This is a genomic window from Polaromonas sp. YR568, from assembly GCF_943369675.1.
Lineage (GTDB): Bacteria > Pseudomonadota > Gammaproteobacteria > Burkholderiales > Burkholderiaceae_C > Polaromonas.
Genome location: NZ_CALROB020000016.1, coordinates 1 through 24,747, shown reverse-complemented (window position 1 = coordinate 24,747; position 24,747 = coordinate 1). Strand labels below are relative to the sequence as shown.

Annotated in this window: 22 protein-coding genes; 5 read left to right on the top strand and 17 right to left on the bottom strand. The window is 62.8% G+C overall.

What is annotated here, in order from left to right:
• Window positions 1-40: 40 nt before the first annotated feature.
• The 4 genes from thrS to ACLV8F_RS10600 all read right to left on the bottom strand — a co-directional run bounded on the left by thrS (window position 41) and on the right by ACLV8F_RS10600 (window position 4,669).
• On the bottom strand, window positions 41-1,948 hold the full coding sequence (thrS, locus tag ACLV8F_RS10615; protein WP_411884189.1) for a threonine--tRNA ligase: 1,908 nt from the start codon (window positions 1,946-1,948) through the stop codon (window positions 41-43).
• A gap of 292 nt (window positions 1,949-2,240) precedes the next feature.
• Complete coding sequence (locus ACLV8F_RS10610; RefSeq protein ID WP_411884188.1) at window positions 2,241-2,444, bottom strand: hypothetical protein; 204 nt, start codon at window positions 2,442-2,444, stop codon at window positions 2,241-2,243.
• A gap of 139 nt (window positions 2,445-2,583) precedes the next feature.
• The gene (aceA, locus tag ACLV8F_RS10605) at window positions 2,584-3,903 is read right to left on the bottom strand and encodes an isocitrate lyase (RefSeq protein WP_411884187.1); all 1,320 of its coding nucleotides are present in this window, start codon (window positions 3,901-3,903) and stop codon (window positions 2,584-2,586) included.
• A gap of 319 nt (window positions 3,904-4,222) precedes the next feature.
• A complete protein-coding gene (locus tag ACLV8F_RS10600) occupies window positions 4,223-4,669 on the bottom strand; it encodes a gamma-glutamylcyclotransferase (RefSeq protein WP_411884186.1) in 447 nt (148 codons plus the stop codon).
• A 133-nt stretch (window positions 4,670-4,802) separates the two neighbouring features.
• Between ACLV8F_RS10600 and ACLV8F_RS10595 the strand changes: the two genes are divergently transcribed.
• Window positions 4,803-5,738, top strand: a complete 936-nt coding sequence (locus ACLV8F_RS10595; protein WP_411884185.1) for a DMT family transporter — start codon at window positions 4,803-4,805, stop codon at window positions 5,736-5,738.
• Here ACLV8F_RS10595 and ACLV8F_RS10590 read toward each other — a convergent pair.
• The 4 genes from ACLV8F_RS10590 to ACLV8F_RS10575 all read right to left on the bottom strand — a co-directional run bounded on the left by ACLV8F_RS10590 (window position 5,683) and on the right by ACLV8F_RS10575 (window position 9,904).
• A complete protein-coding gene (locus ACLV8F_RS10590; RefSeq protein ID WP_411884184.1) occupies window positions 5,683-6,561 on the bottom strand; it encodes an ABC transporter permease in 879 nt (292 codons plus the stop codon). The two genes, ACLV8F_RS10595 and ACLV8F_RS10590, sit on opposite strands and share 56 nt — an antisense overlap.
• A gap of 13 nt (window positions 6,562-6,574) precedes the next feature.
• Window positions 6,575-7,516: an ABC transporter permease gene (locus tag ACLV8F_RS10585; RefSeq protein ID WP_411884183.1), complete on the bottom strand. Its 942-nt coding sequence runs from the start codon at window positions 7,514-7,516 to the stop codon at window positions 6,575-6,577.
• A gap of 10 nt (window positions 7,517-7,526) precedes the next feature.
• Window positions 7,527-8,633, bottom strand: a complete 1,107-nt coding sequence (locus tag ACLV8F_RS10580) for an ABC transporter ATP-binding protein (RefSeq protein WP_411884182.1) — start codon at window positions 8,631-8,633, stop codon at window positions 7,527-7,529.
• Between the two features lie 107 nt (window positions 8,634-8,740).
• Window positions 8,741-9,904, bottom strand: coding sequence for an extracellular solute-binding protein (locus tag ACLV8F_RS10575; protein ID WP_411884181.1), 1,164 nt, complete (start codon window positions 9,902-9,904; stop codon window positions 8,741-8,743).
• 242 nt (window positions 9,905-10,146) lie between these two features.
• Between ACLV8F_RS10575 and ACLV8F_RS10570 the strand changes: the two genes are divergently transcribed.
• The gene (locus ACLV8F_RS10570) at window positions 10,147-12,282 is read left to right on the top strand and encodes an acyl-CoA dehydrogenase (RefSeq protein WP_411884180.1); all 2,136 of its coding nucleotides are present in this window, start codon (window positions 10,147-10,149) and stop codon (window positions 12,280-12,282) included.
• A 10-nt stretch (window positions 12,283-12,292) separates the two neighbouring features.
• Here ACLV8F_RS10570 and ACLV8F_RS10565 read toward each other — a convergent pair whose 3' ends face one another.
• The 6 genes from ACLV8F_RS10565 to lgt form a co-directional block, all read right to left on the bottom strand.
• Entirely contained in the window at window positions 12,293-13,813 is a 1,521-nt protein-coding gene (locus ACLV8F_RS10565; RefSeq protein WP_411884179.1) for a malonate--CoA ligase, read from the bottom strand.
• A 3-nt stretch (window positions 13,814-13,816) separates the two neighbouring features.
• Window positions 13,817-14,629, bottom strand: coding sequence for an enoyl-CoA hydratase/isomerase family protein (locus tag ACLV8F_RS10560; RefSeq protein ID WP_411884178.1), 813 nt, complete (start codon window positions 14,627-14,629; stop codon window positions 13,817-13,819).
• Between the two features lie 7 nt (window positions 14,630-14,636).
• Window positions 14,637-15,635: a Bug family tripartite tricarboxylate transporter substrate binding protein gene (locus ACLV8F_RS10555; protein WP_411884177.1), complete on the bottom strand. Its 999-nt coding sequence runs from the start codon at window positions 15,633-15,635 to the stop codon at window positions 14,637-14,639.
• Between the two features lie 111 nt (window positions 15,636-15,746).
• Window positions 15,747-17,207, bottom strand: a complete 1,461-nt coding sequence (locus tag ACLV8F_RS10550; RefSeq protein WP_411884176.1) for a malonyl-CoA decarboxylase domain-containing protein — start codon at window positions 17,205-17,207, stop codon at window positions 15,747-15,749.
• Window positions 17,204-17,872, bottom strand: a complete 669-nt coding sequence (locus ACLV8F_RS10545; RefSeq protein ID WP_411884175.1) for a GntR family transcriptional regulator — start codon at window positions 17,870-17,872, stop codon at window positions 17,204-17,206. The genes ACLV8F_RS10550 and ACLV8F_RS10545 overlap by 4 nt, the downstream gene beginning before the upstream one ends.
• Before the next feature lie 264 nt (window positions 17,873-18,136).
• Window positions 18,137-18,961, bottom strand: coding sequence for a prolipoprotein diacylglyceryl transferase (lgt, locus tag ACLV8F_RS10540; RefSeq protein ID WP_411884174.1), 825 nt, complete (start codon window positions 18,959-18,961; stop codon window positions 18,137-18,139).
• Between the two features lie 82 nt (window positions 18,962-19,043).
• On the opposite strand from lgt, the gene ACLV8F_RS10535 reads away from it, so the two are divergent.
• Window positions 19,044-19,610 carry a DUF4124 domain-containing protein gene (locus ACLV8F_RS10535; RefSeq protein WP_411884173.1) on the top strand — a complete coding sequence of 189 codons (567 nt, stop codon included), beginning with the start codon at window positions 19,044-19,046 and terminating at the stop codon, window positions 19,608-19,610.
• On the opposite strand, the gene ACLV8F_RS10530 is transcribed toward ACLV8F_RS10535, so the two are convergent.
• Window positions 19,597-20,553 carry a LysR family transcriptional regulator gene (locus tag ACLV8F_RS10530; RefSeq protein WP_411884172.1) on the bottom strand — a complete coding sequence of 319 codons (957 nt, stop codon included), beginning with the start codon at window positions 20,551-20,553 and terminating at the stop codon, window positions 19,597-19,599. The genes ACLV8F_RS10535 and ACLV8F_RS10530 overlap by 14 nt on opposite strands.
• A gap of 135 nt (window positions 20,554-20,688) precedes the next feature.
• On the opposite strand from ACLV8F_RS10530, the gene ilvD reads away from it, so the two are divergent.
• Entirely contained in the window at window positions 20,689-22,389 is a 1,701-nt protein-coding gene (ilvD, locus tag ACLV8F_RS10525; RefSeq protein WP_411884171.1) for a dihydroxy-acid dehydratase, read from the top strand.
• Between the two features lie 153 nt (window positions 22,390-22,542).
• On the opposite strand, the gene ACLV8F_RS10520 is transcribed toward ilvD, so the two are convergent.
• Window positions 22,543-22,791, bottom strand: a complete 249-nt coding sequence (locus ACLV8F_RS10520; protein ID WP_411881002.1) for a TIGR04438 family Trp-rich protein — start codon at window positions 22,789-22,791, stop codon at window positions 22,543-22,545.
• A gap of 127 nt (window positions 22,792-22,918) precedes the next feature.
• On the opposite strand from ACLV8F_RS10520, the gene ACLV8F_RS10515 reads away from it, so the two are divergent.
• Entirely contained in the window at window positions 22,919-23,233 is a 315-nt protein-coding gene (locus tag ACLV8F_RS10515; protein ID WP_411884170.1) for a c-type cytochrome, read from the top strand.
• A gap of 67 nt (window positions 23,234-23,300) precedes the next feature.
• On the opposite strand, the gene acs is transcribed toward ACLV8F_RS10515, so the two are convergent.
• On the bottom strand, window positions 23,301-24,747 hold a 1,447-nt coding region (gene acs, locus ACLV8F_RS10510), incomplete at its 5' end, for an acetate--CoA ligase (protein ID WP_411884169.1).

The window sequence follows — 24,747 nt, the reverse complement described above, 5'->3', positions numbered from 1 at the left end:
AGCTTTAGTGCCAAAAAATTCAGGTGAATTCGCCGGCGGTTCAGGCTTTTTGTGCGATGTCAGAGGCGATTTGCTTGGCAAACGCATCGAGGGGCATCACTCCAAGGTCTTTGTTACCCCGGGCGCGCACTGCAACGGCTCCGTCTGCCTTCTCCTTGTCGCCCACGACCAGGATGTAAGGCAGCTTCTTCATCGAGTGCTCCCGTATTTTATACGTAATTTTCTCATTGCGCAGGTCCAGGTTGACCCTAAGCCCTTGATTTTGCAGCGTTTTGGCCACTTCCCGGGCATATTCGGCCTGGGAATCGGTGATATTGAGCACCGAAACCTGCTCCGGAGCCAGCCAGGTCGGCAGCGCGCCAGCATGTTCCTCGATCAAAATCCCGATAAAACGCTCCAGGCTGCCCACAATCGCGCGGTGCAACATCACCGGGCGGTGGCGGTTGCCGTCTTCGCCCACATATTCAGCATCCAGGCGTTCCGGCATCGAAAAATCCACCTGCATGGTGCCGCACTGCCATTGGCGGCCGATGGCGTCTTTCAGCGTGTATTCGATCTTGGGCCCGTAAAACGCGCCGTCCCCGGGGGCGATTTCGAACTCGCAGCCGGACGCGCGCAGGCTTTCCATCAGCGCGTTTTCGGCCTTGTCCCAGCTTTCGTCCGAGCCGATGCGCGCCTCGGGGCGCGTAGCGACCTTGTAGATGATGTTCTTGAAGCCGAAATCGGTATAGACCTTCTGCAGCAGGGTGGTGTAGTCCACGCATTCCTTGAGGATCTGGTCCTCGGTGCAGAAAATGTGGCCGTCGTCCTGCGTGAAGCCGCGCACCCGCATGATGCCGTGCAGCCCGCCCGAAGGCTCGTTGCGGTGGCACTGGCCAAATTCGCCGTAGCGCAGCGGCAGGTCGCGGTAGCTCTTGATGCCCTGCTTGAAGATCAGGATGTGGCCGGGGCAGTTCATGGGCTTGAGCGCATATTCGCGCTTTTCGCTTTCGGTTGTGAACATGTTGTCGCGGTACTTGTCCCAGTGGCCGGTTTTTTCCCACAGCGTCTTGTCGATGATCTGCGGGCCCTTGACTTCCTGGTAACCGTTGTCCTGGTAGACCTTGCGCATGTACTGCTCCACGCCCTGCCAGATCGTCCAGCCCTTGGGGTGCCAGAACACCAGGCCGGGCGCGTGGTCGTCGATGTGGAACAGGTCCAGTTCCTTGCCGAGCTTGCGGTGGTCGCGCTTTTCGGCCTCTCCCAACATGGTCAGGTACTGTTGCAGCTCGTCTTTGGTCGCCCACGCCGTGCCATAGACACGCTGCAGCATCTCGTTGCGGTGGTCACCGCGCCAATAGGCGCCGGCCACCTTCATGAGCTTGAAGAACTTGAGCTTGCCCGTGCTGGGCACGTGAGGCCCGCGGCACAGGTCTTCAAAGGCGCCCTCGCGGTAGAGCGACACATCCTCATTGGCGGGAATGCTGGCGATGATCTCGGCCTTGTAGTGCTCGCCTATGCTCTTGAAGTGCGCCACGGCTTCGTCGCGCGGCAGTACTCGGCGCGTCACCGGCTCGTCCTTGGCGGCGAGCTCTGTCATGCGCTTTTCAATCGCCACCAAGTCCTCCGGCGTGAACGGGCGCTTGTACGAGAAGTCGTAGAAGAAGCCGTTTTCAATCACGGGGCCGATGGTGACCTGCGCATCCGGAAACAGCTCCTTGACGGCGTAGGCCAGCAAGTGGGCGGTGGAGTGGCGGATCATGTCCAGGCCATCGGCATCTTTGGCCGTGATGATGGAGAGCGCACTGTCCTTGTCGATCAGGTAACTGGTGTCGACGACCTTGCCGTCGACCTTGCCGCCCAAGGCGGCTTTGGCCAAGCCGGCGCCAATCGAGGCGGCAACTTCGGCCACCGTGACGGCTTGCGGGAATTCGCGCTTGGAAGCATCGGGGAGCGTGATCTGGATCATGGGATGAACTTTTAAGGCAACAAAAATGAGGAGGACAAAACAAAAAAGCGCGGAACAGGCCGCGCTTTGATGGGGAAATTTGGATTTAAGCTATGAATCGTGTAGCTAACAATCACCAAGGGGTGCGGACTAGCGCCCTGGATGACTCCAGAAAACGGACGAGGATGTAGTTCGCGGTGTCATAACCCGAACGATCCTTCCTGTTTCCAGTTTGATTGATTGCATCCGTCTATTTTACGGCAGGTTGGCGGACTTGTTGAGAAGACGCCTGCCGGAGGTGCCAAAAGCGCGACTACGACGAACCCGGCGGCAGAAATCCCAAGCCAAGGCAACGCGGGCATTCGGTAATGATGGTCTGCTTCTCAACTTCGAAATGCTCGTTGATGTTCTCGCTCTCAATGCGCAGTTCGCCGGAGCCCTCGCAATCGGGACACGAAATACGCTTGAAACCCACGGTTAAGTCCGACACGGCAGCCCTCCTCCAGTTGATGTTCAAAGCCTGTTTTTGTAACAAATCGCACTCTACGCGAAAAAGCACCCGCAAAAAAGCCCGGACAGGCCCTATGTTCCTGTCCGGGCTAAAGCCGCGCCCCTGAAGGCACCAGCGTCTGGGTAATCGTTGGAATGAAGCTAGTTCAGTGGAACTGTTCTTCTTCAGTGGAACCTGTGAGCGCGGTCACGCTGGACTTGCCGCCCTGGATCACGGTGGTGACTTCGTCGAAGTAACCGGTGCCGACTTCCTGCTGGTGCGACACAAAGGTGTAGCCGCGGTCGCGTGCCGCGAATTCGGGCTCCTGGACTTTCTCGATATAGGCCGTCATGCCGCGCTTCACGTAGTCCTGTGCCAAGTCGAACATGTTGTACCACATGGAGTGGATGCCGGCGAGGGTGATGAACTGGTACTTGTAGCCCATCGCACCCAGCTCTTTCTGGAACTTGGCGATGGTCGCGTCGTCCAGGTTTTTCTTCCAGTTGAAGGACGGCGAGCAGTTGTAGGCCAGCATCTTGCCGGGGTGCACCTTGTGCACGGCATCGGCAAACTTTTTGGCGAACTCCAGGTCGGGCGTGCCGGTTTCGCACCACACCAGGTCGGCGTAGTGGGCGTAGGCGATGGCGCGGCTGATGGCCTGGTCGATGCCTTTTTTGGTTTTGTAGAAACCTTCGGACGTGCGTTCGCCGGTGATGAAAGGCTTGTCGTTTTCGTCGTAGTCGCTGGTCAGCAGATCGGCCGCTTCGGCGTCGGTGCGGGCAATCACCAGTGTGGGCACGCCGCAGACGTCGGCGGCCATGCGCGCGGCCACCAGCTTTTGCACGGCTTCCGCGGTGGGCACCAGCACCTTGCCACCCATGTGGCCGCATTTCTTGACGGATGCCAACTGGTCTTCCCAGTGCACGCCGGCGGCGCCGGACTTGATCATGGCCTTCATCAACTCGAAGGCATTGAGCACGCCGCCGAAACCGGCTTCGGCATCGGCCACGATGGGCGCGAAGTTGTCGATGTAGCCCTTGTCGCCGGCATCGATGCCCTTGGCGTGCTGGATCTCGTCGGCACGGCGGAAGGTGTTGTTGATGCGCTCGACGACGGTGGGCACCGAATCAACCGGGTACAGCGACTGGTCGGGGTACATGGAGGCGTAGCTGTTGTTGTCGGCGGCGACTTGCCAGCCCGACAGGTAGATCGCCTTGACGCCGGCCTTGACCTGTTGCATGGCCTGGCCGCCCGTCAGCGCACCCAGGCAGTTCACGTAGGGCTCGTTGTTGACCAGGTCCCAGAGTTTTTCTGCGCCACGGCGCGCCAGCGTGTGCTCGATCGGGAAGGAGCCGCGCAGGCGGACAACGTCGGCGGCGCTGTAGCCGCGCTTGATGCCCTTCCAGCGGGGGTTGGTGGCCCAGTCTTTTTCCAGGGCGGAAATCTGCTGGTCGCGGCTCAGTTGTTCAGTGAGGGTTTGTGGCATGGTGGGCTCCGTGGGTTGAAGATTGAAGAAGAGAAAAAGTGGTGAATGCGATGAAGTCACTTTAAGTCTTCTACAAGACCATTGGAAGCTCTTATGTCTTATATAAGATAAAAATTAAACCCAATAAAATCAAATACATTTTCACGAAATACCACAATACAAAAATCACTCTCTCATATTGAGAAATATTGCGGCAGCGCACCATTCACTATTTTCGTATAGTGAAATGAATTTATTGGATCGTGAAATAAGGCGATATTCCTGTGGCCTGCAATCGACGGCCATAAAGGGAGCACTCTCAGAACTGGTGTACGCGGGCTCAGGGCTCGCGGCCGGTTCGGTGCAACACCCAATCGCCGCTGGCGATGACGGGCTTTCCTTCGGTGCGCTCCGGTGCGATTTCATAGAGGACGCACAGCAGTTCGGGCAATGGCTCATCCGGTTCTCCGGCAGCGGAGTCGGCGTCTCCTTGTTCCAGTTGCACCGTCACCTCCCGCTTTGCGTATTCACCGGTTTGTTGCGGCCAGACTTCTTCGATCTCGTCGAGCACCCGCTCCAGTTCGGCACTGACCGCATACACCTCTCCGTGCACCGTGCCCGGCGCGCCTAAAACCAAGCCTGGGTAGCGGCCCAGATGATGCATGACCCCACCCACGCTCGCCCTGCCTACCCACTTTGGCACGGGCTGCAAGCGGTTGATGTCGCGCTCCTCCCCCTTGCGCAAGGTGCCGTAGACAAAAACATGGCGGGTGGAGGGTAGCGGCATCGCGTGAAATCCTGGGTGTCGGGAACTCTGGAAGGCTTGAATCCGGTCCTGGGAATTGAGGCATGATTCCGGCCTGCCGGCCAAATCCAGCCGGCGGGCCGCAGGGCCTTCAACATCAGGAACTCCCAGTTTAATGAATCGCATCGTGGCTTATGCCTGCCTCGCGCTCAGCATGTCTTTGGTGGGCAGCTATGTGGCGCTGTCCAAACCCCTGGCCGCCGCCCTCCCCGTCTTTCTGCTCGCCTGGCTGCGCTTCGGCATAGGCGGCGCAGCCATGCTGCGCTGGCTGAAAAAACCCGCCGACGAGATTCCGATGAGCGGGCCGACCCGCCGGTTGCTGTTCGTGGAATCCTTCCTGGGTAACTTCCTGTTTTCCATCTGCATGCTGTTCGGCGTGAGCATGACCAGCGCCGTTGCGGCTGGCGTGATCATGGCGTCCATCCCTGCCGCCGTTGCACTTATGAGCTGGGCCTTCCTGCGCGAGCGCATCGGCCTGCGGGTGTGGGGCGCGGTGGCCTGTGCGGTGATAGGCATCGCCCTGGTTTCGCTGTCCAAAAGCGGGCTGCCCGTGCAAGCTGAGCTGGAAACGGGATCGCAGTACACATGGCTGGGCAACCTGCTGCTGGTGGGCGCGGTCCTGTGCGAAGCCGCTTATGCGGTGATCGGCAAGAAGCTCACCGGCGTGCTCAGTCCCAAGCGCATCTCGGCCTTGATCAACCTCTGGGGCTTTGTGCTCGTCACCCCGCTGGGCCTGTGGATGGCCTGGAGTTTTAAGTTCGGCCGGGTGGCGCCCTCCACCTGGTTGCTGCTGCTGTTCTACTCGCTGGCCGCCAGTGTGTGGACGGTCTGGCTCTGGATGACCGGCCTCAAGACCATCCCGGCCAACGAGGCCGGCGTATTCGCGGTGCTGCTGCCCATCAGCGCCGCCGCGGTCGGCGTGATCGTGCTGGGTGAAACGCTGAACCCCACGCAGATCGGCGCCTTCGGCATCGCGCTGGCAGGTGTGGTGCTGGCTACTTTGCCGGGGCGGGGTCTGGAAAAGCCTGTTCCGGTCGAGCCGCCGCACTGATCTCGCGGTCCAGCCGTTTTTGCCGGCGCATCACGTAGATGCTGTAGGCGATGATGCCCAGCGACACCACCGTGATCAGGATCGTCGCCGCCGCGTAGATCGACGGGTTCACGCCGCGGCGGGCGTAGCTGAAGATGACCTGCGGCAAGGTCGTCACGCCCGGCCCCGACAAAAACTCCGAAATCACCACATCGTCAAACGAGAGCGTGAAGGTCAGCAGCCAGGCCGACACCAGGGCCGGCGCGATGTTGGGCAGGGTCACGAGAAAAAACACTTGCATGGGTCGGCAGCCCAGGTCCATCGCGGCCTCTTCGATGGTGCGGTCCATTTCACTGAGGCGCGACTGGATCACCACCGTGGCATAAGCCATGCCCAGCAAGGTATGGCCGGTCACGATGGTGATGAACCCGCGATCCGGCCAACCCACAGTGCGTTGCACCGCCACCATGAACAGCAGCAGGGACAGCCCGATGATGACCTCGGGCATGACCAGCGGTGCGTTCACCAGCCCATAGAACAGCGTGCGCCCGGTGAAGCGCAGATAGCGCACCAGCACAAAGGCGGCAAAGCTGCCCAGCACCACCGACAGCGTGCCGGTGATCAGCGCCACCTTGAGCGACAGGAAAAAACCCTCGACCAGGCGCGAGTCCGCCAGCAGCGCCTCGTACCAGCGCGTCGAGAAACCGGTGAAGACACCGTCCTGCCGCGTGCTGTTGAAGGAGAAGACGATCAGGAAAAACAGCGGAATGTAAAGAAACAGGTAGACCAGCCCCATCCAGAGCTTGCCCACGTTGTTTTCCACCAAGCGCAAAACGCCACGCATGCTGGTTTTCATCTCAGTGGCCTCCCTGCGCGTCACGGTCGCTGCTGGAGCGGTAATAGAAGGCCAGCGGCACCAGGATCAGCAAGATCATCACCACCGCCAGCGCGGAGGCGCGCGGCCAGTTGTTGCTGCTGAACATCTCGTCCCACACCACGCGGCCGATCATGATGTTTTCAGCACCGCCCAGCAGCGACGGAATCACGAACTCACCGACGCTGGGAATGAACACCAGCATGGAGCCGGCCACGATGCCCGACTTGCTGAGCGGCACGGTGATCAGCCAGAAGGCTTTCCAGGCGCTGGCGCCCAGGTCGTGGGCGGCCTCCAGCAGGCGGAAGTCCATCTTCACCAGGTTGGCATACAGCGGCAGGATCATGAAGGGGCAGTAGACATAGGTCATGCCCACCAGCATGGAGACGTCGGTGTAGAGCATCACCATGGGCTCCTGGATGATGCCCAGCGACAGCAGCAGGTTGTTGAGCACGCCCTGGTCGGCCAGGATGCCCTTCCAGGCATAGACCCGCAGCAGGAAAGAGGTCCAGAACGGCAGCATCACCAGCATCAGCAAAGCCGGGCGGATTGCGGCCCGTGAGCGCGCAATGAAATACGCGAAGGGGTAGCCGATGACCAGGCAGGACAGCGTGGTCAGCAAGGCGTATTTCAACGAGGTCTTGTAGGCCTCCATGTAAATCGTGTTGCCGAAGCCGCCCACGGCGTCCTGTGCGCTGTCGATGAAGATGGACGCGTAATTGTTGTAGCGCAGCAGGACGTGCCACGAACCCTGCACCGTCTCGATCAGCGGCGCGAAGGGATCGACGCCGTTGCCCATGTCCGTCACGCTGATCCGCAGCAGGATCAGGAAAGGCACGACAAAAAACAGCAGCAGCCAGACGTAAGGCACGGCGATGACGAAGCGCCGCCCGAGGTTCAGCTGGAGCCAGGAAGGAATGTTCATGCCGGGCCGCTCACTGCGTCAGCACCACCGGCGCCGAATCGTCCCACCAGAAGAACACCGGGTCTTCCCAGGTGATGGTGTCGCTTTCATGGCGTGTGGTGTTGGTCTCGGTGATCTTGAGCCTGCGCCCGCCGGCCGCTTCGACGATGAAAGTGTTGTAACTGCCGAAGTAGGCAATCTCGCGCACCTTGCCGGTGAACAGGTTGGCACTGACCCCGGGCGGCCGGGCCTTGGCGATGTGGATTTTCTCGGGCCGCACAGCCACCGCAACCGACATACCCTGCGTGCCGCTGATGCCGTGCCCGACGCTCACCACGCCCTGGTCGGTGGTGACTTCGCAGCGGTCGGCCTCGTCCAGCGTGAGTTCGCCTTCGAGCATGTTGACGTTGCCTATGAAGTCGGCCACAAAACGGCAGTTGGGGTGCTCGTAGATTTCCTTGGGCGTGCCGACCTGCAGCACGCGGCCGTGGCTCATCACCGCGATACGGGAGGCCATGGCCATGGCTTCTTCCTGGTCGTGCGTCACCATGACGCAGGTCACGCCGACGGATTCAAGGATGTTGACGAGCTCAAACTGCGTGCGCTCACGCAGTTTTTTGTCGAGTGCACCCAGGGGTTCGTCGAGCAACAGCAGTTGCGGCCGCTTGGCCAGGCTGCGCGCCAGCGCCACGCGCTGCTGCTGGCCGCCCGAGAGCTGGTGCGGCTTGCGTTTGGCAAAGGCCTCGAGCTGGACCAGCTTGAGCATCTCCTGCACGCGCGCCGCTATCTCCGCCTTGGGCATGCCTTCGCGCTTGAGGCCGAAGGCGATGTTGTCCCAGACCGTCAGGTGCGGGAACAGCGCATACGACTGGAACATCATGTTGATGGGCCGCTCGTAGGGCGGGAAGGACGCGATGTCCACGCCGTCGAGGATGACCGCGCCGGAGGTCGGTTTTTCAAAACCCGCCAGCATGCGCAGCAGGGTTGATTTGCCGCAGCCGGAACTGCCCAGCAGAGCAAAGATTTCGCCCTTGTGGATGGACAGCGACACATCGTCGACCGCCGCCACGCCGTCAAAGCGCTTGACCAGCTGGTCGGTCCGCAGATAGCCATCGCCAGGCGATAGGGGCAAGTTCATGAACAGCGCTTCCCGTCGTCTCAAGATGAAAAAAAGCTGCGCACGCAAAACATTGCATGCACAGCCGGGTTCGAACTCACTCTCGTCAGTTCAAGACAGCAAAAACCTCACTTGCCTTTTTTGAAGGCGGTGAAGACATTGCTCATGGACTCGCGCGCTTCATTGCTGAAGCTGGCCGGAGAGACCATTTTCTTCAGGTTGTCCGCATCGGGGAACACGGCCTTGTCCTGGGCGATTTCAGGCTTGACGTTGGCCAGGCTGGCCTTGTTGGCAGTGGCGTAGCCCAGCTCGTTGGTCAGCGAGGCCGACACCTCGGGGCGCAGCGAGTAGTTGATGAAGGCCAGCGCATTGTTGGGGTGCTTGGCATCTTTGGGGATGGCCAGGGTGTCGAAGAAGATCAGGCCGCCGGTGCTGGGCAGCAGGGCTTCGACGTCGTTGCCGCTCTTGTTTTCAATCGCGCGGCCGCGGGCGATGTTGATGTCGCCGGCCCAGGCGAGAGCCACGCAGGCCTTGCCGCCGGCCAGGTCGTCAATCATGGTGCTGGAGAACATGCGGATGTGCGGACGCACCTTGGCCAGCATCTCGGCCGCCGCCTTGTGGTCGGCCGGGTCGTTCGAATACGCGTTCTTGCCCAGATAGTGCATGGCGGGCGGCAGCACTTCGGTCGGCGAGTCGAGGTAAGCGATGCCGCAGGACTTCAGCTTGGCGGTGTAGACCGGGTTGAACACCAGTTCCCAGGCGTTTTCGGGCATGGGGGTGGAGCCCAGGGCCTTGGTGACCTTGGCTTTGTTGATGCCGACCGTGGTGAAGCTCCAGGCCCAGGGCACGAGGTAGGCGTTACCCGGGTCAATGGTGCCCAGCTTTTCCATGATGGCCGGGTCCAGGTTGCCGTAGTTGGCGATCTTGGTCTTGTCGAGCTTGGCGAGCAGGCCGCCGTCGATTTGCGGCTTGGCGAACACGGCGCCGGGCACGACGATGTCATAACCCGTGTTGCCGGCCACCAGCTTGGCGTGCAGGGCTTCGTTGTTTTCAAAGGTCTGGTAGTTGACCTTGATGCCGGTTTCTTTCTCGAAATTGGCGATCATGTCTTTGGCGACGTAGTCGGGCCAGTTATAGACATTGAGGACTTTCTCCTCGGCGGCTACAGGCGCCGGTGCGCTTGCGGCGGCAGCCGGTGCCGCGGCGGCGGGCGCCTCTTCTTTTTTACCGCAGGCCGTCAGTGCCGCGACCAGCATGGCCGAAAACGCCCAATACCCAAGATGCTTTTTCATAATGTCCTCAACTCCTCTTATAAAACTTGGAAGTAAAAACCAGGAAACACTAGCAAAAATCAGACCGGAGCAATTGTATAAGAGGGCTGAAAGTGCGGGAACCTTTCTTATGCGGCCTTTGCATGAAGCCTGCCGCCCGCCGCCTGGCAAATCCGCCTACAGCCAGACGGGCCGAGCGGCCCTAGGCGCCGGGCCGCGCACTGCGTACGCTGGACCCATCTTTACTTCCCTCCGGAGACAACATGGGATTTGCCCACTGGCTAGGCCAAGCCGCCATGAAACCCTTTGCCCAGGCCCTGCCCGTGATGGGCGACACAGAACGGGCCGCACTGGAAGCGGGCACCGTCGGCTTTGAAGGCCGGCTGTTTTCCGGCCGGCCCGACTTTGACACCCTGCTCGCCGCCGGGCCCAATGTGCTCACAGCCAAGGAACAAGCCTTTCTCGACACGGAAGTCACCGCACTGTGCACCATGCTGGACGATTTCGCGATCGACCAGGCCGGCGACCTGCCGGCTGAAGTCTGGGCTTACCTGCGTGAGCACCGTTTCTTCGGGATGATCATCCCCGAGGAGCACGGCGGGCGGGGTTTCAGCCACTACGCCCACGCCACCGTGGTGACGCGCATCGCCACGCTCAACATTTCCGCAGCAGTGACCGTCATGGTGCCCAACTCCCTGGGCCCGGCCGAACTGCTGCTGCGCTACGGCACGGATGCCCAGAAGCAGCACTACCTCCCGCGCCTGGCCGACGGCCGCGACCTGCCCTGCTTCGGGCTGACCTCGCCGTATGCGGGCTCGGACGCGGCGTCCATCCCCGACAGCGGCGTGCTGGTCGAGCGCGAGATCGACGGCGCCATGGTGCGCGGCTTCAGCGTGAATTTCTCCAAGCGCTACATCACCCTGGCGCCGGTGGCCACCGTCGTCGGCTTGGCTTTCAACGCGATTGACGAAAGTCTCCCCGAAGGCCAGCGCAACCTGGGCATCACCTGCGCACTGATTCCGGTGCCGCAGCCCGGCATGGAGATAGGCAGGCGGCACCGCCCCATGGATGCGGCTTTCATGAACGGCCCCATCGAGGGGCGTGAGGTTTTCATCCCCATGGACTGGGTCATAGGCGGTGAGCCGCGCGTTGGCCACGGCTGGCGCATGCTGATGGAATGCCTGGCGGCGGGCCGCGCGATTTCACTGCCGGCGCTGGGCGCGGCCATGCAGCAAACCTCGCTCTTCGTGGCCAACGGCTACGGCCAGGTGCGCGAGCAGTTCGGCCTTCCCATTGGCCGCTTCGACGCGATTGCCGGCGTGATCGCCGAAATGACCTGCGAACTCTACGCAACGGATGCCGCACGCCGCTACACGGCCGCCGCGCTCGACCACGGCGAGCAGCCCAGCGTGGCCAGCGCCATCCTGAAGGTGCACCTGACAGAAGCCGGCCGGCGCGCCGTCAACCACGGCATGGACATCCTGGGCGGCAAGGGCATCATCCAGGGCCCTTCCAACCTGCTGTCGGTGGCTTACCGCGGCGCACCCATCGCCATCACCGTAGAAGGCGCCAACATCCTGACGCGCTCGCTGATCATCTTCGGCCAGGGCGCGGTGCGCTGCCACCCTTACGTCATGAAGGAAATGCAGGCCGTGCAGGACAAAGACGCCGAGGCGCTGGGCCAGGCCTTGATAGGCCACGGCGGACACCTGCTGCGCAACTTCTGGCACAGCATCGCGGGCGCACCGCTTTTGGGCACGCCGCCCGAGGGCCTGGAAAAGGAGGCCCGGTTGATCGCCCGCCTGAGCAGCCAGTACGCGCTCACCTGCGACCTGGCCATGGGCCTGCTGGGCGGCAAGCTCAAGCGCATGGAACTGCTGTCGGCCCGGCTGGGCGATGTGCTCGCTCACCTCTACATAGCCAGCGCCTGCGTCTGGCGCTACGCGATGGAAAAAGATACGGACATGCTGCCGGTGGCAAGGGCCGCCATCCGCATGCAGCTCGACCAGGCCGGCAATGCGCTGGAAGCGCTTTACGCCAACTTTCCCTCGCCGCTGCGACGGGTGGTCGGCGCGCTGGTGCTCAACCGCAGCACGCGGCTGGCGCCGCTTCGGGACGTGCAGTTGCTGGAACTGGCCAAACTGCTGCGCACCAACAACGCGCTTGTGAAGCGCCTGTGCCCCGACCTGGCCATGCCGGCCGGCGGCGGCTTGCGCGATTTGATGGATGCGCTGGCCCTGGCTGCGCAACTGGGTGAAGAAACGGTGACGCTTAACAAGGCCGTTCGCCGCAGCCAGTCGATGGAGCGCGCCGCGCAGGCCTCCAGCCGGCCCGAGCTGGCGCTGGCCTACCTGCGCGCGGCGGACAAGGTCATCCAGGTCGACGACTTCGCGCCGTAGACGCCGTTACTCAAGCGAACAGGCCCTTGTACTGTTCGCGCAGCAAATTCTTCTGCACCTTGCCCATGGTGTTGCGCGGCAGTTCGCCGACCACAAAGCACTGCTTGGGAATCTTGAAGTTGGCCAGTTTGGACTTCAGCTCGCCCACAATCTGGCCGGCTTCCAGCGAGGCGCCCGGCTTGGCAATTACCACGGCCACGCCGACCTCGCCGAAATCCGGGTGCGGCACGCCGACCAGGGCGCTTTCGGCCACGCCCGGCATGTCGTTGATGTAGCCCTCGATCTCCGCGGGGTAGACGTTGTAGCCGCCACTGATGATCAGGTCCTTGCTGCGACCCACAATGACGATGTAGCCGCGCTCGTCAACCTTGCCGACGTCGCCGGTCTTGAAGTAACCGTCCGCCGTGAATTCCTCTTTCGTCTTCTCCAGCATGCGCCAGTAACCCTTGAAGACGTTCGGGCCCTTGACCTGGATGCCGCCTATCTCGCCGGCAGGCAGTGATTTACCGTCGTCGCCCTGCACACGCAGGCTGACACCGGGCAGCGCAAAGCCCACGGTACCGCCGCGCCGCTCGGCGCCCTGATAAGGGTTGGAGGTCAGCATGACGGTCTCGGACATGCCGTAGCGCTCCAGGATCGTGTGGCCGGTGCGTTCCTGCCATTCGTTGAAGGTTTCGATCAGCAGCGGCGCCGAACCCGCGACAAAGAGGCGCATGTTGCGGCAGGCCTCGCGCGTCAGGCCCGCCTCGGCCAGCAGGCGCACGTACAGCGTGGGCACGCCCATGAAGACCGTGGCCTCGGGGAGTTTTTTCACCACCAGCTTGGGATCGAATTTCGAGAGCCAGATCATCTTGCTGCCGTTGACCAGCGCGCCGTGGATGGCGACAAAGAGGCCATGCACATGAAAAATCGGCAGGGCGTGGATCAGCACGTCGCCCTTCTTCCAGCCCCAGTAGTCTTTCAGCACCAGCGCATTGCTCAGCATGTTGCCGTGCGTCAGCATCGCGCCCTTGCTGCGGCCCGTGGTGCCGCTGGTGTAGAGGATGGCGGCCAGGTCGTCGGCCTTGCGCGCCACGGCCTCATGCTTGTCGCTGCAATGCGCGGCGCGGTCCAGCAGCGAGCCGGTGCGGTCATCGTCAAGCGTGAAGACGTTTTGCGTGTCGGCCTTGAAGGCGATCTTGCTGACCCAGCCGAAGTTCTTGCCGCTGCACACCATCACCGAAGGCTCGGCGTTGCCGATGAAGTACTCGATCTCGGCGCTCTGGTAAGCGGTGTTGAGCGGCAAAAACACATAACCGGCGCGCAAGGTCGCCAGGTACAGCATCATGGCCTCCACCGACTTTTCGACCTGCACCGCCACCCGGGCGCCCGCGGGCAAACCCAGAGAGACCAGCAGGTTGGCCATCATTGCGGTGCCGCGTTCGAGGTCGCGCCACGAATAACTCAGGCCGTTGTCGGTTTCGACGGCGACTTCATCCAGCGAAGAGGGAAAGGCGGCTCGCAGCGCCGCGAACAGGTTGTGGTTTTTCATGGATTAGCTGTCGGTGTTGGTCGTTGCCGCAGCCCGGGCGTCAAACCGGGGTTGGCGTTTTTCAATGAAGGCCATGACGCCTTCCCGGTGTTCGGGTGACGCGGCGTAGCGGTAGGCGCCTCTTATCAAATCTGTCATGGCTTGCGTGCCGTGGGCCCCGGCCAGTGCCCGAAACGCCTGCTTGTTCAACCGTGCCGCAATGGGTGCAAGCGCCGCGCTGCGTTCCACACAGGCCATGGCCGCAGCGCCCGCCTCATTGGCCGGCACAACATGATTAAGAAAGCCGCGCTGCTTCATCTCGGCGGCCTCCAGCACGGCGGCCGACAGCAGTATCTCGCGCGCAGTCAACTCACCCGCCGCGCGCATCACCAGCGCCGCCTCGCGCGGCGCCATCGGAAAGCCGAGTTTGGCGATAGGCGCGCCGAACTTCGCCGTGTCGCCGGCGATGCGCATGTCGCAGCAACTGGCGATTTCCAGGCCGGCGCCCATGCAGTTGCCCTCAATCTGCGCGAGGACGGGGACGTCGCAGTCCAGCATGGCCTGCAGGCCTCCCCAGACCTCGTCTTCGTGAAACTCGCGCAAGCCGGCCTCTTCAAAACGGAAACCGGCGTATTCAGAAATATCACCGCCCGCGCAAAAATGCCCGCCCTCCCCGCGCACCAGCACGCAGCGCAGGGTTGCTGTTTGCTGGATGCGCTCAAACGCCGCGCGCAGCTCGCGCCACATGGCGCGGCTCATGGCATTGAGCTTGCCGGGGTGGGAAAGGGTCACAAAGGCAAGAGGGCCCTTCACCTCCAGCAAGACGGCACCGGTCATCAGGACGTCAATCGAGTTTTGCGCCGGAGGTCTTCACCACAGCCGCCCAGCGCTTGACTTCGCCGCTCACGAAGGCGCCGAACTGCTGGGGCGTGAGGTTGCCGAACTCCGCGCCATTGTTGGCCCAGATGCTCTTGAGCTCGTCGGTGGCTGCCGCCTTGCGCAGGTCTTCGACGATGCGCGCCTGCACGTCGGCGGGCGTACCCTTGGGCGCCCACATGCCGTACCAGGTGGTTACGGTGTAGTCGGGCAAGCCCAGTTCGCCGGCGCAGGGCACGTCCGGGAAGGCGGGGTTGCGCTTGGTGCCGGACACCATCAGCGCCTTGATACGCCCGCCCTTGATGTGCGTGGCCGAAGAACCCAGGCCGTCAAACATCATGTCGACGTTGCCCGAGATCAAATCCTGCAAAGCCGGGCCCGCGCCGCGGTAGGGAATGTGCGTGATGAAGGTCTTGGTCTGCTGCTTGAACAGTTCGCCCGCCAGGTGGTGCGAAGTGCCCGCGCCGGCCGAGCCGTAGTTGTACTTGCCCGGCGCCTTGCGCACGGCGTCGATGTAGGCCTTGAAATCGGCAAACGGCATGTTGCGCGGGTTGACCACCAGCACCTGCGGCACGTTGGCCATCAGGGCCAGGGGCACAAAGTCTTTTTCGATGTCGTAGTCCAGCTTGGGGTACATCGAAGGCGCAATCGTGTGGTGCACGGCGCCCATGAACAGCGTGTAGCCGTCGGGCTGCGCCTTGGCCGCGATACTGGCGCCCAGCGTGCCACCGGCGCCACCGCGGTTGTCGATGATGAGCTGCTTGCCGGTCAGCCTCGCGAACTGGGCGGACAGGGGACGGGCAAAGGCGTCGGTGCCGCCGCCGGCCGGAAAGGGCACGATCACCGTCACGGGTTTGGTGGGCCAGGCCGATTGGGCGTAGCTGCCAAAGGACAGTGTGGCGGCGCCGGCTGCCGCGGCACGCAAGATGTTGCGCCGGGAAGCCGTGGCATGAAAGCTGAATGTCATTGTTGTCTCCTGTCGTTGCTAAAACCAGAAAAAGCAAGCCGAAAGTTCACACGGGGTGGACCCAGGCTGCCGCTACGCAAACTCATCCCAAGTACGCTCTTAAGTACACGTTCAAATGTACAAATCTTCGATGTCGCCCGACACGGGGATTTCCCCCTGTGCGAGTTGCGCGCGGTGCCGGTCCAGGCGCTTGAGGTCATAGAGGTAATTCACCATCAGGCCGTAGGACTGCTTGAGCCCCTTGGGCGTCGGGTCACCCGCCCAGTTGATGCGCTCTATGCGCGCGCCGTTGCCCAGGTGAAAGCGCGCCACCGGGTCCAGCGGCTTGCCCTCTTCCATGGTCCGCCCGAGGTAATGGGCGGCGCACTGCAGCAGCATTTTGCGCACCGGTGATTTTTCGCCGAGCGAAAGAGGATCCTCGATCGCCGTGAAGAAATGCCCGGCACCCGGCGGCTCGAAGCCCACGGCCCGGCCCAGCGCGCTGCGCTCCTTGTCGCCCAGTTTCTCCAGCATGGCAGCTGCATTCTTGCCGAGCCAGTTGCGAAAACCCGGGATCGGCGACAGCGTGGCGAAGGTCTTGAGCTTGGGGAATTCTTCCTTCAGGCTTTCGACCACGCGCTTGATCAGTGAATCGCCAAAACTCACGCCGCGCAGGCCGGCCTGGGTGTTGCTGATGGAATAAAAAATCGCGGTGGTAGCGCGGCTCAGGTCGGAGGGCGCGGCCAGTTCGTCAAGCAGCGGCATGATGTCACCCGCGATGCGCTCGACCATCGCAACTTCGACAAAAATCAGCGGCACCTCAGGCAGGCGCGGGTGGAAGAAGCCGTAGCAGCGCCTGTCGCTGTCGAGCCGGTTCTTCACGTCGGCCCAGCCCTTGATATCGTGCACTGCTTCGTACTTGATCAGTTTTTCAATCAGCGAAGCCGGTGAATCCCAGGTGATGCGGCGCAGGTCGAGAAAGCCCACGTCGAACCAGGTGGAGAACATGTATTCCATCTCGACGTCGAGCGCCAGCAGGCGCTTGTCGGCCTTGAGGCTGGGCTGCATGTCGGCGCGCATGTCGACCAGGAACTGGATGCCGCCAGGGTAGACGCTGAAGCGCTGCAGCAGGCGCCGGCGCGGCGACACCGTGGCGCGCCGGTAGCGCACCTCGGCCACCGCCTCTTCGGGTGTGCCTACCGCGGCCGCGAACTGCGCCTGCGCGGCCTTGACCTTTTGCGGGTTGGCGACGAACTGTTCGCTCATCAGCATCCACAGGTCGCGCCGGCGCGCCGGCGTGGCGCCCTCGTACCAGGCCGCGATGGCCATGGCACGGCGGCCGCCCTCGACCTCGCTGACGCGCGGGTCGATGATGGCCTGCAGCTCCTGCAGGGTGCGGCGCAGCACGCGCGGCGACAGCGCTTCGTCTTTCTGGCTCAACGTCGCCTGCAGCCGTTCGTGGGTGCTGCGCTCGGGCAGCGCGGCTGCCGCCGCCTTCTTTCCGGCGGCCTGTGCGCGTTCCGCAGGCGCACCGGCCTTGTCGCTCGCCGTGAAGCGCGAGACGTTGCGGCTGAGCCATTCGGCGGCGCTCATGAGGCCACCCGCGAGCGCTGGTTGCGGGCCAGGTCGCGCAGCGCTTCGCGCTGGCGCGTCAGGTGTGTGCGCATGGCGGCTTCGGCGCCTTCGCTGTCGCGAGCCTTGAGGGCGGCGAACACGGTCATGTGCTCCGACAGGCTTTGCGCCAACCGGCCCGGCGCGTGCAATTGCTGCAGCCGCGCCAGTTTCAGGATCTTGCGCAAGTCGGCGATCGCCTGGGCCAGCCAGCGGTTGCCAGCCAACAGGATGATGGCCTCGTGGATCGCGAAATTGGTGGCGTAGTAATCATTGATTCGGCCGGCCTTGGCATGGCTGTTGAGCCGCTCATGCAAGGTGGTGAGCGCCGCCAGGTCGGCATCGGTGGCATTGCGGGCCGCCTCGTAGGCGCAGCGCCCTTCCAGCAGCGCGATCACAGGGAAAATGTCGTCGAGGTCCTTCTCGGTCACTTCGTTGACGAAGCAGCCGCGCCGCGGCTCGTGGCGCAGCAGGCCTTCCGAGGTCAGCACCTTGAGCGCCTCACGCAGCGGTGTGCGCGATATCTCCAGCCGTTCACACAGCGCGACCTCGTCCAGGAAGCTCCCGGGCGCCAGCAGGCCCGCGAAGATCTGCTCCCGCAGCGTATCGGCGACTTCCTGGTGCAGTGAACTCTGGACAAGACGCATGGCATGACCCTTTGGCTGACCCGCCGCCGAAATGGCGAACCTTGCTGGAACATCACCCCGCAGTGACGATTTGATCGTTCAATCCGGCAGTAATTTCAAGTAATTACGTGTAATTATGAAAAACAAAGCCTGCACAATCAAGTAGCTTGTGCCTGAAAACGACAGGGAGAAACCCGTAAGCGGGCGGCAATGCGCGCAAAGCCCGGTTATCGCGGCTGGCGGCGGAACCAGCCTGCACAGCCCGCCGCCACGAACAAGCGCTTGCTACTCCGCCTGGACAGGATCAGCGCGCTTTGTCGCCCACACCCAGAGCCACGCGCCGCCAACAATCATGGGAATGCACAGCCACTGGCCCATGCTCATGCCCAAGGCAAGGATGCCGAGAAACTCGTCGGGTTCGCGGAAGAACTCGGCGATGAAACGGAACACGCCATAGCCCAGCAGGAAAGCGCCGGAGACCTGCCCCGTCTTGCGCGGCTTGCGCGCGTACAGCCACAGCAGCACAAACAGCAGCAGGCCTTCCAGCAGGAACTGGTAGACCTGCGAGGGATGGCGCGGCTGCATGGAGCCGCTGCCCGGAAACACCATGCCCCAGGGCAAGGCCGGGTCGCTGAAGCGCCCCCACAACTCGCCGTTGATAAAGTTGCCGACACGACCCGCCGCCAGCCCGGTCGGCACGCACGGCGCCACAAAATCCATCACCTGCAGCCATGGCCGGCGGCGCGAGCGCGCGAACCACCACTGCGACGCCAGCACGCCCAGCATGCCCCCGTGAAAACTCATGCCGCCCTGCCACACCGCCAGGATTTCCAGCGGATGCGTGAGGTAGTGCCCAGGCTTGTAAAAAAGGCAGTAACCCAGCCGCCCGCCTATCACCACGCCCATGACACCCAGGAACAGCATGTCTTCAATGTCCTTGCGCGCCCAGGCGCCCGGGCCGGTGATGGAGGCATAGGGCTGGTGCCGCAGCCGCCGCGTGGCCAGGAAGAAGAACAGGCCGAAGGCCGCCAGGTAGGTCAGGCCGTACCAGTGGATGCCGAGCGGGCCGAGCTGGAGCGCGACGGGATTGATTTGGGGATGGATGAGCATGGGCGGTATTTTGCACGCAAGCTTCGTAGGAAAAAGCCTACGCGAGCCCTAAACTACTTGCAACGCCGTACCGGACTCCACCATGCGCCACGCTTTCCGCCCTGCCCTTGTTGCCAGCTCGCTGGCCCTGCTCTTCATGCAACACGCCGGGGCTCAGGTTTACCAATGCCTTGATAAGACCGGCAAAAAAGTGTTTTCACAAATGCCGTGCGCGGCCCAGGGCGGTAACGACGAAACACTCATCATGCGCGCCCCCGCCGGTGCCGCGCCCGTGAAAAGCGAGCCTGGCGCGCTTTACGGCAACAGCGGCGCCGCCCCCGCACCCAAGGATTGGGCGGCGGAAAACGCGGCGGCGAATGCGCGGGCGATGGCCCCGGAGATATCCGGCGGCGGCTCGCGCCAGGCGCCTTCCGCTTTGGGGGGCCTGCGAAAGTCAACGCCGACCGGCGCCGGCGCCACCAACCAGCAAATCATCGCCAACTGCGAGGCCAACCATGGCGCGCGCTGCAACAGCCCAGGCGAGATCGCCCAGCGCAGGATGGAGCAACGCGAACTCAGCCCGGCGGAACGGCAACAGCAGCAAAACGCGGTGGCGGCGCGGCGCCAGCGCGAACAGGAAGAAGCCTTTAACCGGTCTACTCGCCGATAAAGGCCATGAAGCGCGCCAGTGCCGGGTTGGCATTGGCGGCCGGCCAGACCAGGCTGGTTTCGCAGCCCGGCATGGCGGGCGCCCGCGTCTTTCCGGATCGGACCGCCGGCACGCTGCGATAAACCACCCCCGGCCGCTGGAATTGCCGCACGCTTTCAGGCACCCAGGCAATGCCCAATCCCGCTGAAACCAGGTTCACGATGGTCTGCATCTGGATGGCTTCCTGGGCAACCTGCGGCAAATACCCGGCTGCGTGGTACATCGCAAAAATGGCATCGTAGAGCGAGGGAACGATGCGTCGCGGAAAAATCACCAGTGGCTGGCCCAACAGGTCTGCCAATGCCACATCCGCCTTGCCCGCCAGCGCGTGCTGCCCCGGCACGGCCACCACCAGCGGCTCCTGGCTGATGCGCCGGCAAGCCAGGCCGGTGGGCGCGAAACCGGGGGAATGCAGCATGAAGCCGGCATCGATCTCGCCGCGCTCAAAAGCCTGCAACTGCACGTCGCCGGTCGCCTCGATCAGCTCCAGCTGGACCTTGGGATAGTGCGCGCGAAAGGCCAGCACCCAGCGCGGCAACAGTTCAAAGCCCACCGTGGAGACAAAGGCCAGCCGCAGGCGCCCGGCCTCGCCATCGGCGCTGGCACGCGCATACGCCGGCAAGGCCTGGGCGCGCGCCAGCAGGTCGCGCGCCTCTGGCACCAGGGCAGCGCCCGCCGCCGTGAGCTGCACGCTGCGCTTGGTGCGGTCGAAAAGCCGGACGCCGAGCAGCACCTCCAGCTGCGCGATCGCCTGCGTGAGCGGCGGCTGGGTCATGTTCAGGCCGCGCGCTGCGCGGCCAAAGTGGAGCTCCTCGGCGACAGCCAGGAACTGGCGCCACAGGCGAAGCTCGATCAGGGGCGGTTTGCGGGAAGCCGTGTCCACGGTGCTGCTGGCGTCTTTCATATGCCATACATATTAATAGATGATAAATAATGGATTGGAAAGAATCAGTCAAAGCACGCATACTTTGCTTCTCCGATAACAGCCCTGGACCGCATCAAGGCAGGGCATGGCAGCCATCACCACGAGAGACACCCCATGAACACCAAAACCGTCAACATCGTCGCCAATCCCCGCAGCAGGAACATCACCGAAGGCAAATCGCGCGCGCCCAACCGCTCCATGTACTACGCCATGGGCTATGAGGCCGACGACTTCAAGAAGCCGATGATCGGCGTGGCCAACGGCCACAGCACCATCACGCCCTGCAACAGCGGCCTGCAAAAACTGGCGGACGCGGCGATTGCCGGCATCGAAGAAGCTGGCGGCAACGCCCAGGTGTTCGGCACGCCCACGATTTCCGACGGCATGGCCATGGGCACGGAAGGCATGAAATATTCCCTGGTGAGCCGCGAAGTGATCTCGGACTGCATCGAGACCTGCGTGCAGGGCCAGTGGATGGACGGCGTGCTGGTGGTCGGCGGCTGCGACAAGAACATGCCGGGCGGCCTGATGGGCATGCTGCGCGCCAACGTGCCGGCGATCTACGTCTACGGCGGCACCATCCTTCCGGGCACCTACAAGGGCAAGGACCTCAACATCGTCAGCGTATTTGAAGCCGTCGGTGAAAACGCCGCCGGCCGCATGAGCGACGAAGACCTGCTGCAGATCGAGCGCCGCGCCATTCCCGGCACCGGCAGCTGCGGCGGCATGTACACGGCCAACACCATGTCCAGCGCCTTCGAGGCGCTGGGCATCTCGCTGCCCTACTCCAGCACCATGGCCAACCCGCACGACGAAAAAATGAACTCGGCCAGGGAGTCGGCCAAGGTGCTGGTCGAAGCCATCAAGAAAGACATCAAACCGCGCGACATCGTCACCAAGAAGGCGATTGAAAACGCGGTCGCCGTGATCATGGCCACCGGCGGCTCCACCAATGCCGTGCTGCACTTCCTGGCCATCGCCCACACGGCGGGCGTCGAGTGGACGATTGACGACTTCGAGCGCGTGCGCCAACGCACCCCGGTGCTGTGCGACCTCAAGCCCTCGGGCAAATACCTCGCCGTCGACCTGCACCGGGCCGGCGGCATTCCGCAGGTCATGAAGACCTTGTTGGCTGCCGGCCTGCTGCACGGCGACTGCTTGACGATCTCCGGCCAGACCATCGCCGAGACCCTCAAGGACGTTCCTGAAGTCCCTCGCGCCGACCAGGACGTGATCCGCCCCATCGACAGGCCCATGTACGCCCAGGGCCACCTGGCCATCCTCAAGGGCAACCTCTCCCCTGAAGGCTGCGTCGCCAAGATCACGGGCCTGAAGAACCCCGTCATGACCGGCCCGGCCCGCGTGTTTGACGACGAACAGTCGGCCCTGGCAGCCATCCTGGCCGGCAAGATCAAGGCCGGCGACGTGATGGTGCTGCGTTACCTCGGCCCCAAGGGCGGCCCCGGCATGCCTGAAATGCTGGCGCCCACCGGCGCGCTGATAGGCGCCGGCCTGGGCGAAAGCGTGGGCCTGATCACGGACGGGCGCTTCTCCGGCGGCACCTGGGGCATGGTGGTCGGCCATGTCGCACCCGAAGCGGCGGCGGGCGGCAATATCGCTTTCATCAACGAAGGCGATTCCATCACCATCGATTCAAAACAACTGCTGCTGCAGCTCAACATCAGCGATGAAGAACTGGCAAAACGCAAAGTCGGCTGGAAGGCGCCGGCGCCGCGCTACACGCGCGGCGTGCAGGCCAAGTTCGCGTTCAACGCGTCCAGTGCCAGCAAGGGCGCCGTGCTGGACGACTATTGAGCTTCTGACTACGGTCCGCTGAAATGACAAGAGCCCGTGAAGTTACACACTTCACGGGCTCTTTGCTTTGGGACACCTCGCCTTTGACACGAGGCGGATAAATTGAATGCGTGTCTGGAATGAAAGGACTTGATGCAGCGAGGCTTACCAGGCTTACTTCTTCCGCTTCTTGGCCGAGAGCATGCCCATGGCGTCACGCTGTTTGTCGATGCGGTCCTGCTTGCGCTTTTCCATTTTTTCAATTTCCTTGCGCTTGGTGTAGCCCGATGCGTCAGCCCAGGCCCACCAGACGACGGCAAGCGCAAACGGCGACAGCACGATGAACCAGCTCAAGGTGGCAACCGGCCCGATTTCCAGGTATTTGAGCAGCAGCGCGGCAATACCAATCAATAACAAATACATGTTTCTCTCCAGAAAATTTCGGTCAGCGCCCAAGGGGTATCCCCTTGAAACAAGGGTCAACCGGCACCACTACAATCACGTTGATTGACTGTAACCGAATCCATAACTTCCCCCACGAGGACAATCCATGAAACGCATTCTTTCGGTAATCGCTTTTATGACCACGGGTTTTGCCGTGTCGACGCCCGCCCTGGCCGACCTGCAACTGGCCACCGCCAAGAACTGCATGGCTTGCCATGCCGTCGACAAGAAGCTGGTAGGTCCTTCCTACAAGGATGTCGCCGCCAAATACGCCGGCCAGAAAGACGCCGCCGACAAACTCGCCGCCAAGATCATCAAGGGTGGCTCGGGCGTCTGGGGCCCCGTGCCCATGCCCGCCAATGCACAGGTCAATCCCGAAGAAGCCAAGAAGCTCGCGGCCTGGGTCCTGGCAACCAAATAAGCGGCTCGCCAGCCCACAAAAAAGCCCGTCGTCGACGGGCTTTTTTTATGCCTGGTTCAGATTCGCATCATTGCTTTTCGGACAGCTGATCGAGAATCGCTGGATTCTCAAGCGTAGAAGTGTCCTGCGTAATAGCCTCGCCCTTGGCGATGCCGCGCAACAGGCGGCGCATGATCTTGCCGCTTCGCGTCTTGGGCAGGTTGTCGCCGAAGCGGATGTCCTTGGGTTTGGCGATGGGGCCGATTTCCTTGCCAACCCAGTCGCGCAATTCTTTGGCGATGGCCTTGGCCTCTTCGCCCGTGGGGCGTGAACGCTTGAGCACCACGAAGGCCACGATGGCCTCGCCGGTCAGGTCGTCGGGGCGGCCCACCACGGCGGCTTCTGCCACCAGTGCGGAGTGCGCGACCAGGGCCGATTCGATTTCCATGGTGCCCATGCGGTGGCCCGAGACGTTCAGCACGTCGTCGATACGGCCGGTGATGCGGAAGTAGCCGTTCTCGGCGTTGCGCACCGCACCGTCGCCGGCCAGGTAGATCGTGCCGCCCATTTCTTCGGGGAAATAGCTCTTCTTGAAACGATCCGGGTCGTTCCAGATGGTGCGGATCATGGACGGCCAGGGGCGCTTGACGACCAGCATGCCGCCCGATCCGTTGGGCAGGTCCTTGCCGGTTTCATCGACGATGGCGGTCATGATGCCGGGCAGCGGCAAGGTGCAGCTGCCGGGCACCAGCGGCGTGGCGCCGGGCAACGGCGTGATCATGTGGCCGCCGGTCTCGGTTTGCCAGAAGGTGTCCACAATGGGGCAGCGCTCGCCGCCCACGTTTTTGTAGTACCACATCCAGGCTTCGGGATTGATGGGCTCGCCGACCGAGCCCAGGATGCGCAGGCTGCTCAGGTCGGAGCGGGCCGGATGCACTTTCTCGTCGGCCTCGGCGGCCTTGATCAGCGAGCGGATGGCCGTGGGCGCCGTGTAGAAAATCGTGACCTTGTGCTTTTCGATCATCTGCCAGAAGCGGCCGGCGTTCGGGAAGGTCGGGATGCCCTCGAAGATGATCTGCGTCGCACCGGCGGCCAGCGGGCCGTAGGCCACGTAGGTATGGCCGGTGATCCAGCCGATGTCGGCCGTGCACCAGAACACGTCGGCGGGCTGGATGTCGAAGGTCCAGTCCATCGTGAGCTTGGCCCACAACAAATAGCCGCCCGTGCTGTGCTGCACGCCCTTGGGCTTGCCGGTCGAGCCCGAGGTGTAGAGGATGAAGAGCGGGTGCTCGGCGCCGACGAATTCGGGCTCGCACACCGGCGCCGCCTTGGCGGTGATTTCGTGCATCAGGCTGTCGCGCCCGGCCACCATGTTGCAGGCCGTGGCTGTGCGCTGGTAAACGATCACGTTCTTGATTGACTCACAGCCGCCCATGGCGATGCCTTCGTCGACGATGGCTTTGAGCGGCAATTCCTTGCCGCCGCGCAGCTGGTAGTTCGCGGTGATGACGGCCACCGCGCCGGCGTCCTGGATG

Bases quoted from the DNA above. Each gene is read 5' to 3' on its own strand.
- thrS (WP_411884189.1), bottom strand. From the start codon at position 1,948: ATGATCCAGATCACGCTCCCCGATGCTTCCAAGCGCGAATTCCCGCAA.
- aceA (WP_411884187.1), bottom strand. From the start codon at position 3,903: ATGCCACAAACCCTCACTGAACAACTGAGCCGCGACCAGCAGATTTCC.
- ACLV8F_RS10600 (WP_411884186.1), bottom strand. From the start codon at position 4,669: ATGCCGCTACCCTCCACCCGCCATGTTTTTGTCTACGGCACCTTGCGC.
- ACLV8F_RS10595 (WP_411884185.1), top strand. From the start codon at position 4,803: ATGAATCGCATCGTGGCTTATGCCTGCCTCGCGCTCAGCATGTCTTTG.
- ACLV8F_RS10590 (WP_411884184.1), bottom strand. From the start codon at position 6,561: ATGCGTGGCGTTTTGCGCTTGGTGGAAAACAACGTGGGCAAGCTCTGG.
- ACLV8F_RS10585 (WP_411884183.1), bottom strand. From the start codon at position 7,516: ATGAACATTCCTTCCTGGCTCCAGCTGAACCTCGGGCGGCGCTTCGTC.
- ACLV8F_RS10580 (WP_411884182.1), bottom strand. From the start codon at position 8,633: ATGAACTTGCCCCTATCGCCTGGCGATGGCTATCTGCGGACCGACCAG.
- ACLV8F_RS10575 (WP_411884181.1), bottom strand. From the start codon at position 9,904: ATGAAAAAGCATCTTGGGTATTGGGCGTTTTCGGCCATGCTGGTCGCG.
- ACLV8F_RS10570 (WP_411884180.1), top strand. From the start codon at position 10,147: ATGGGATTTGCCCACTGGCTAGGCCAAGCCGCCATGAAACCCTTTGCC.
- ACLV8F_RS10565 (WP_411884179.1), bottom strand. From the start codon at position 13,813: ATGAAAAACCACAACCTGTTCGCGGCGCTGCGAGCCGCCTTTCCCTCT.
- ACLV8F_RS10560 (WP_411884178.1), bottom strand. From the start codon at position 14,629: ATGACCGGTGCCGTCTTGCTGGAGGTGAAGGGCCCTCTTGCCTTTGTG.
- ACLV8F_RS10555 (WP_411884177.1), bottom strand. From the start codon at position 15,635: ATGACATTCAGCTTTCATGCCACGGCTTCCCGGCGCAACATCTTGCGT.
- ACLV8F_RS10550 (WP_411884176.1), bottom strand. From the start codon at position 17,207: ATGAGCGCCGCCGAATGGCTCAGCCGCAACGTCTCGCGCTTCACGGCG.
- ACLV8F_RS10545 (WP_411884175.1), bottom strand. From the start codon at position 17,872: ATGCGTCTTGTCCAGAGTTCACTGCACCAGGAAGTCGCCGATACGCTG.
- lgt (WP_411884174.1), bottom strand. From the start codon at position 18,961: ATGCTCATCCATCCCCAAATCAATCCCGTCGCGCTCCAGCTCGGCCCG.
- ACLV8F_RS10535 (WP_411884173.1), top strand. From the start codon at position 19,044: ATGCGCCACGCTTTCCGCCCTGCCCTTGTTGCCAGCTCGCTGGCCCTG.
- ACLV8F_RS10530 (WP_411884172.1), bottom strand. From the start codon at position 20,553: ATGAAAGACGCCAGCAGCACCGTGGACACGGCTTCCCGCAAACCGCCC.
- ilvD (WP_411884171.1), top strand. From the start codon at position 20,689: ATGAACACCAAAACCGTCAACATCGTCGCCAATCCCCGCAGCAGGAAC.
- ACLV8F_RS10520 (WP_411881002.1), bottom strand. From the start codon at position 22,791: ATGTATTTGTTATTGATTGGTATTGCCGCGCTGCTGCTCAAATACCTG.
- ACLV8F_RS10515 (WP_411884170.1), top strand. From the start codon at position 22,919: ATGAAACGCATTCTTTCGGTAATCGCTTTTATGACCACGGGTTTTGCC.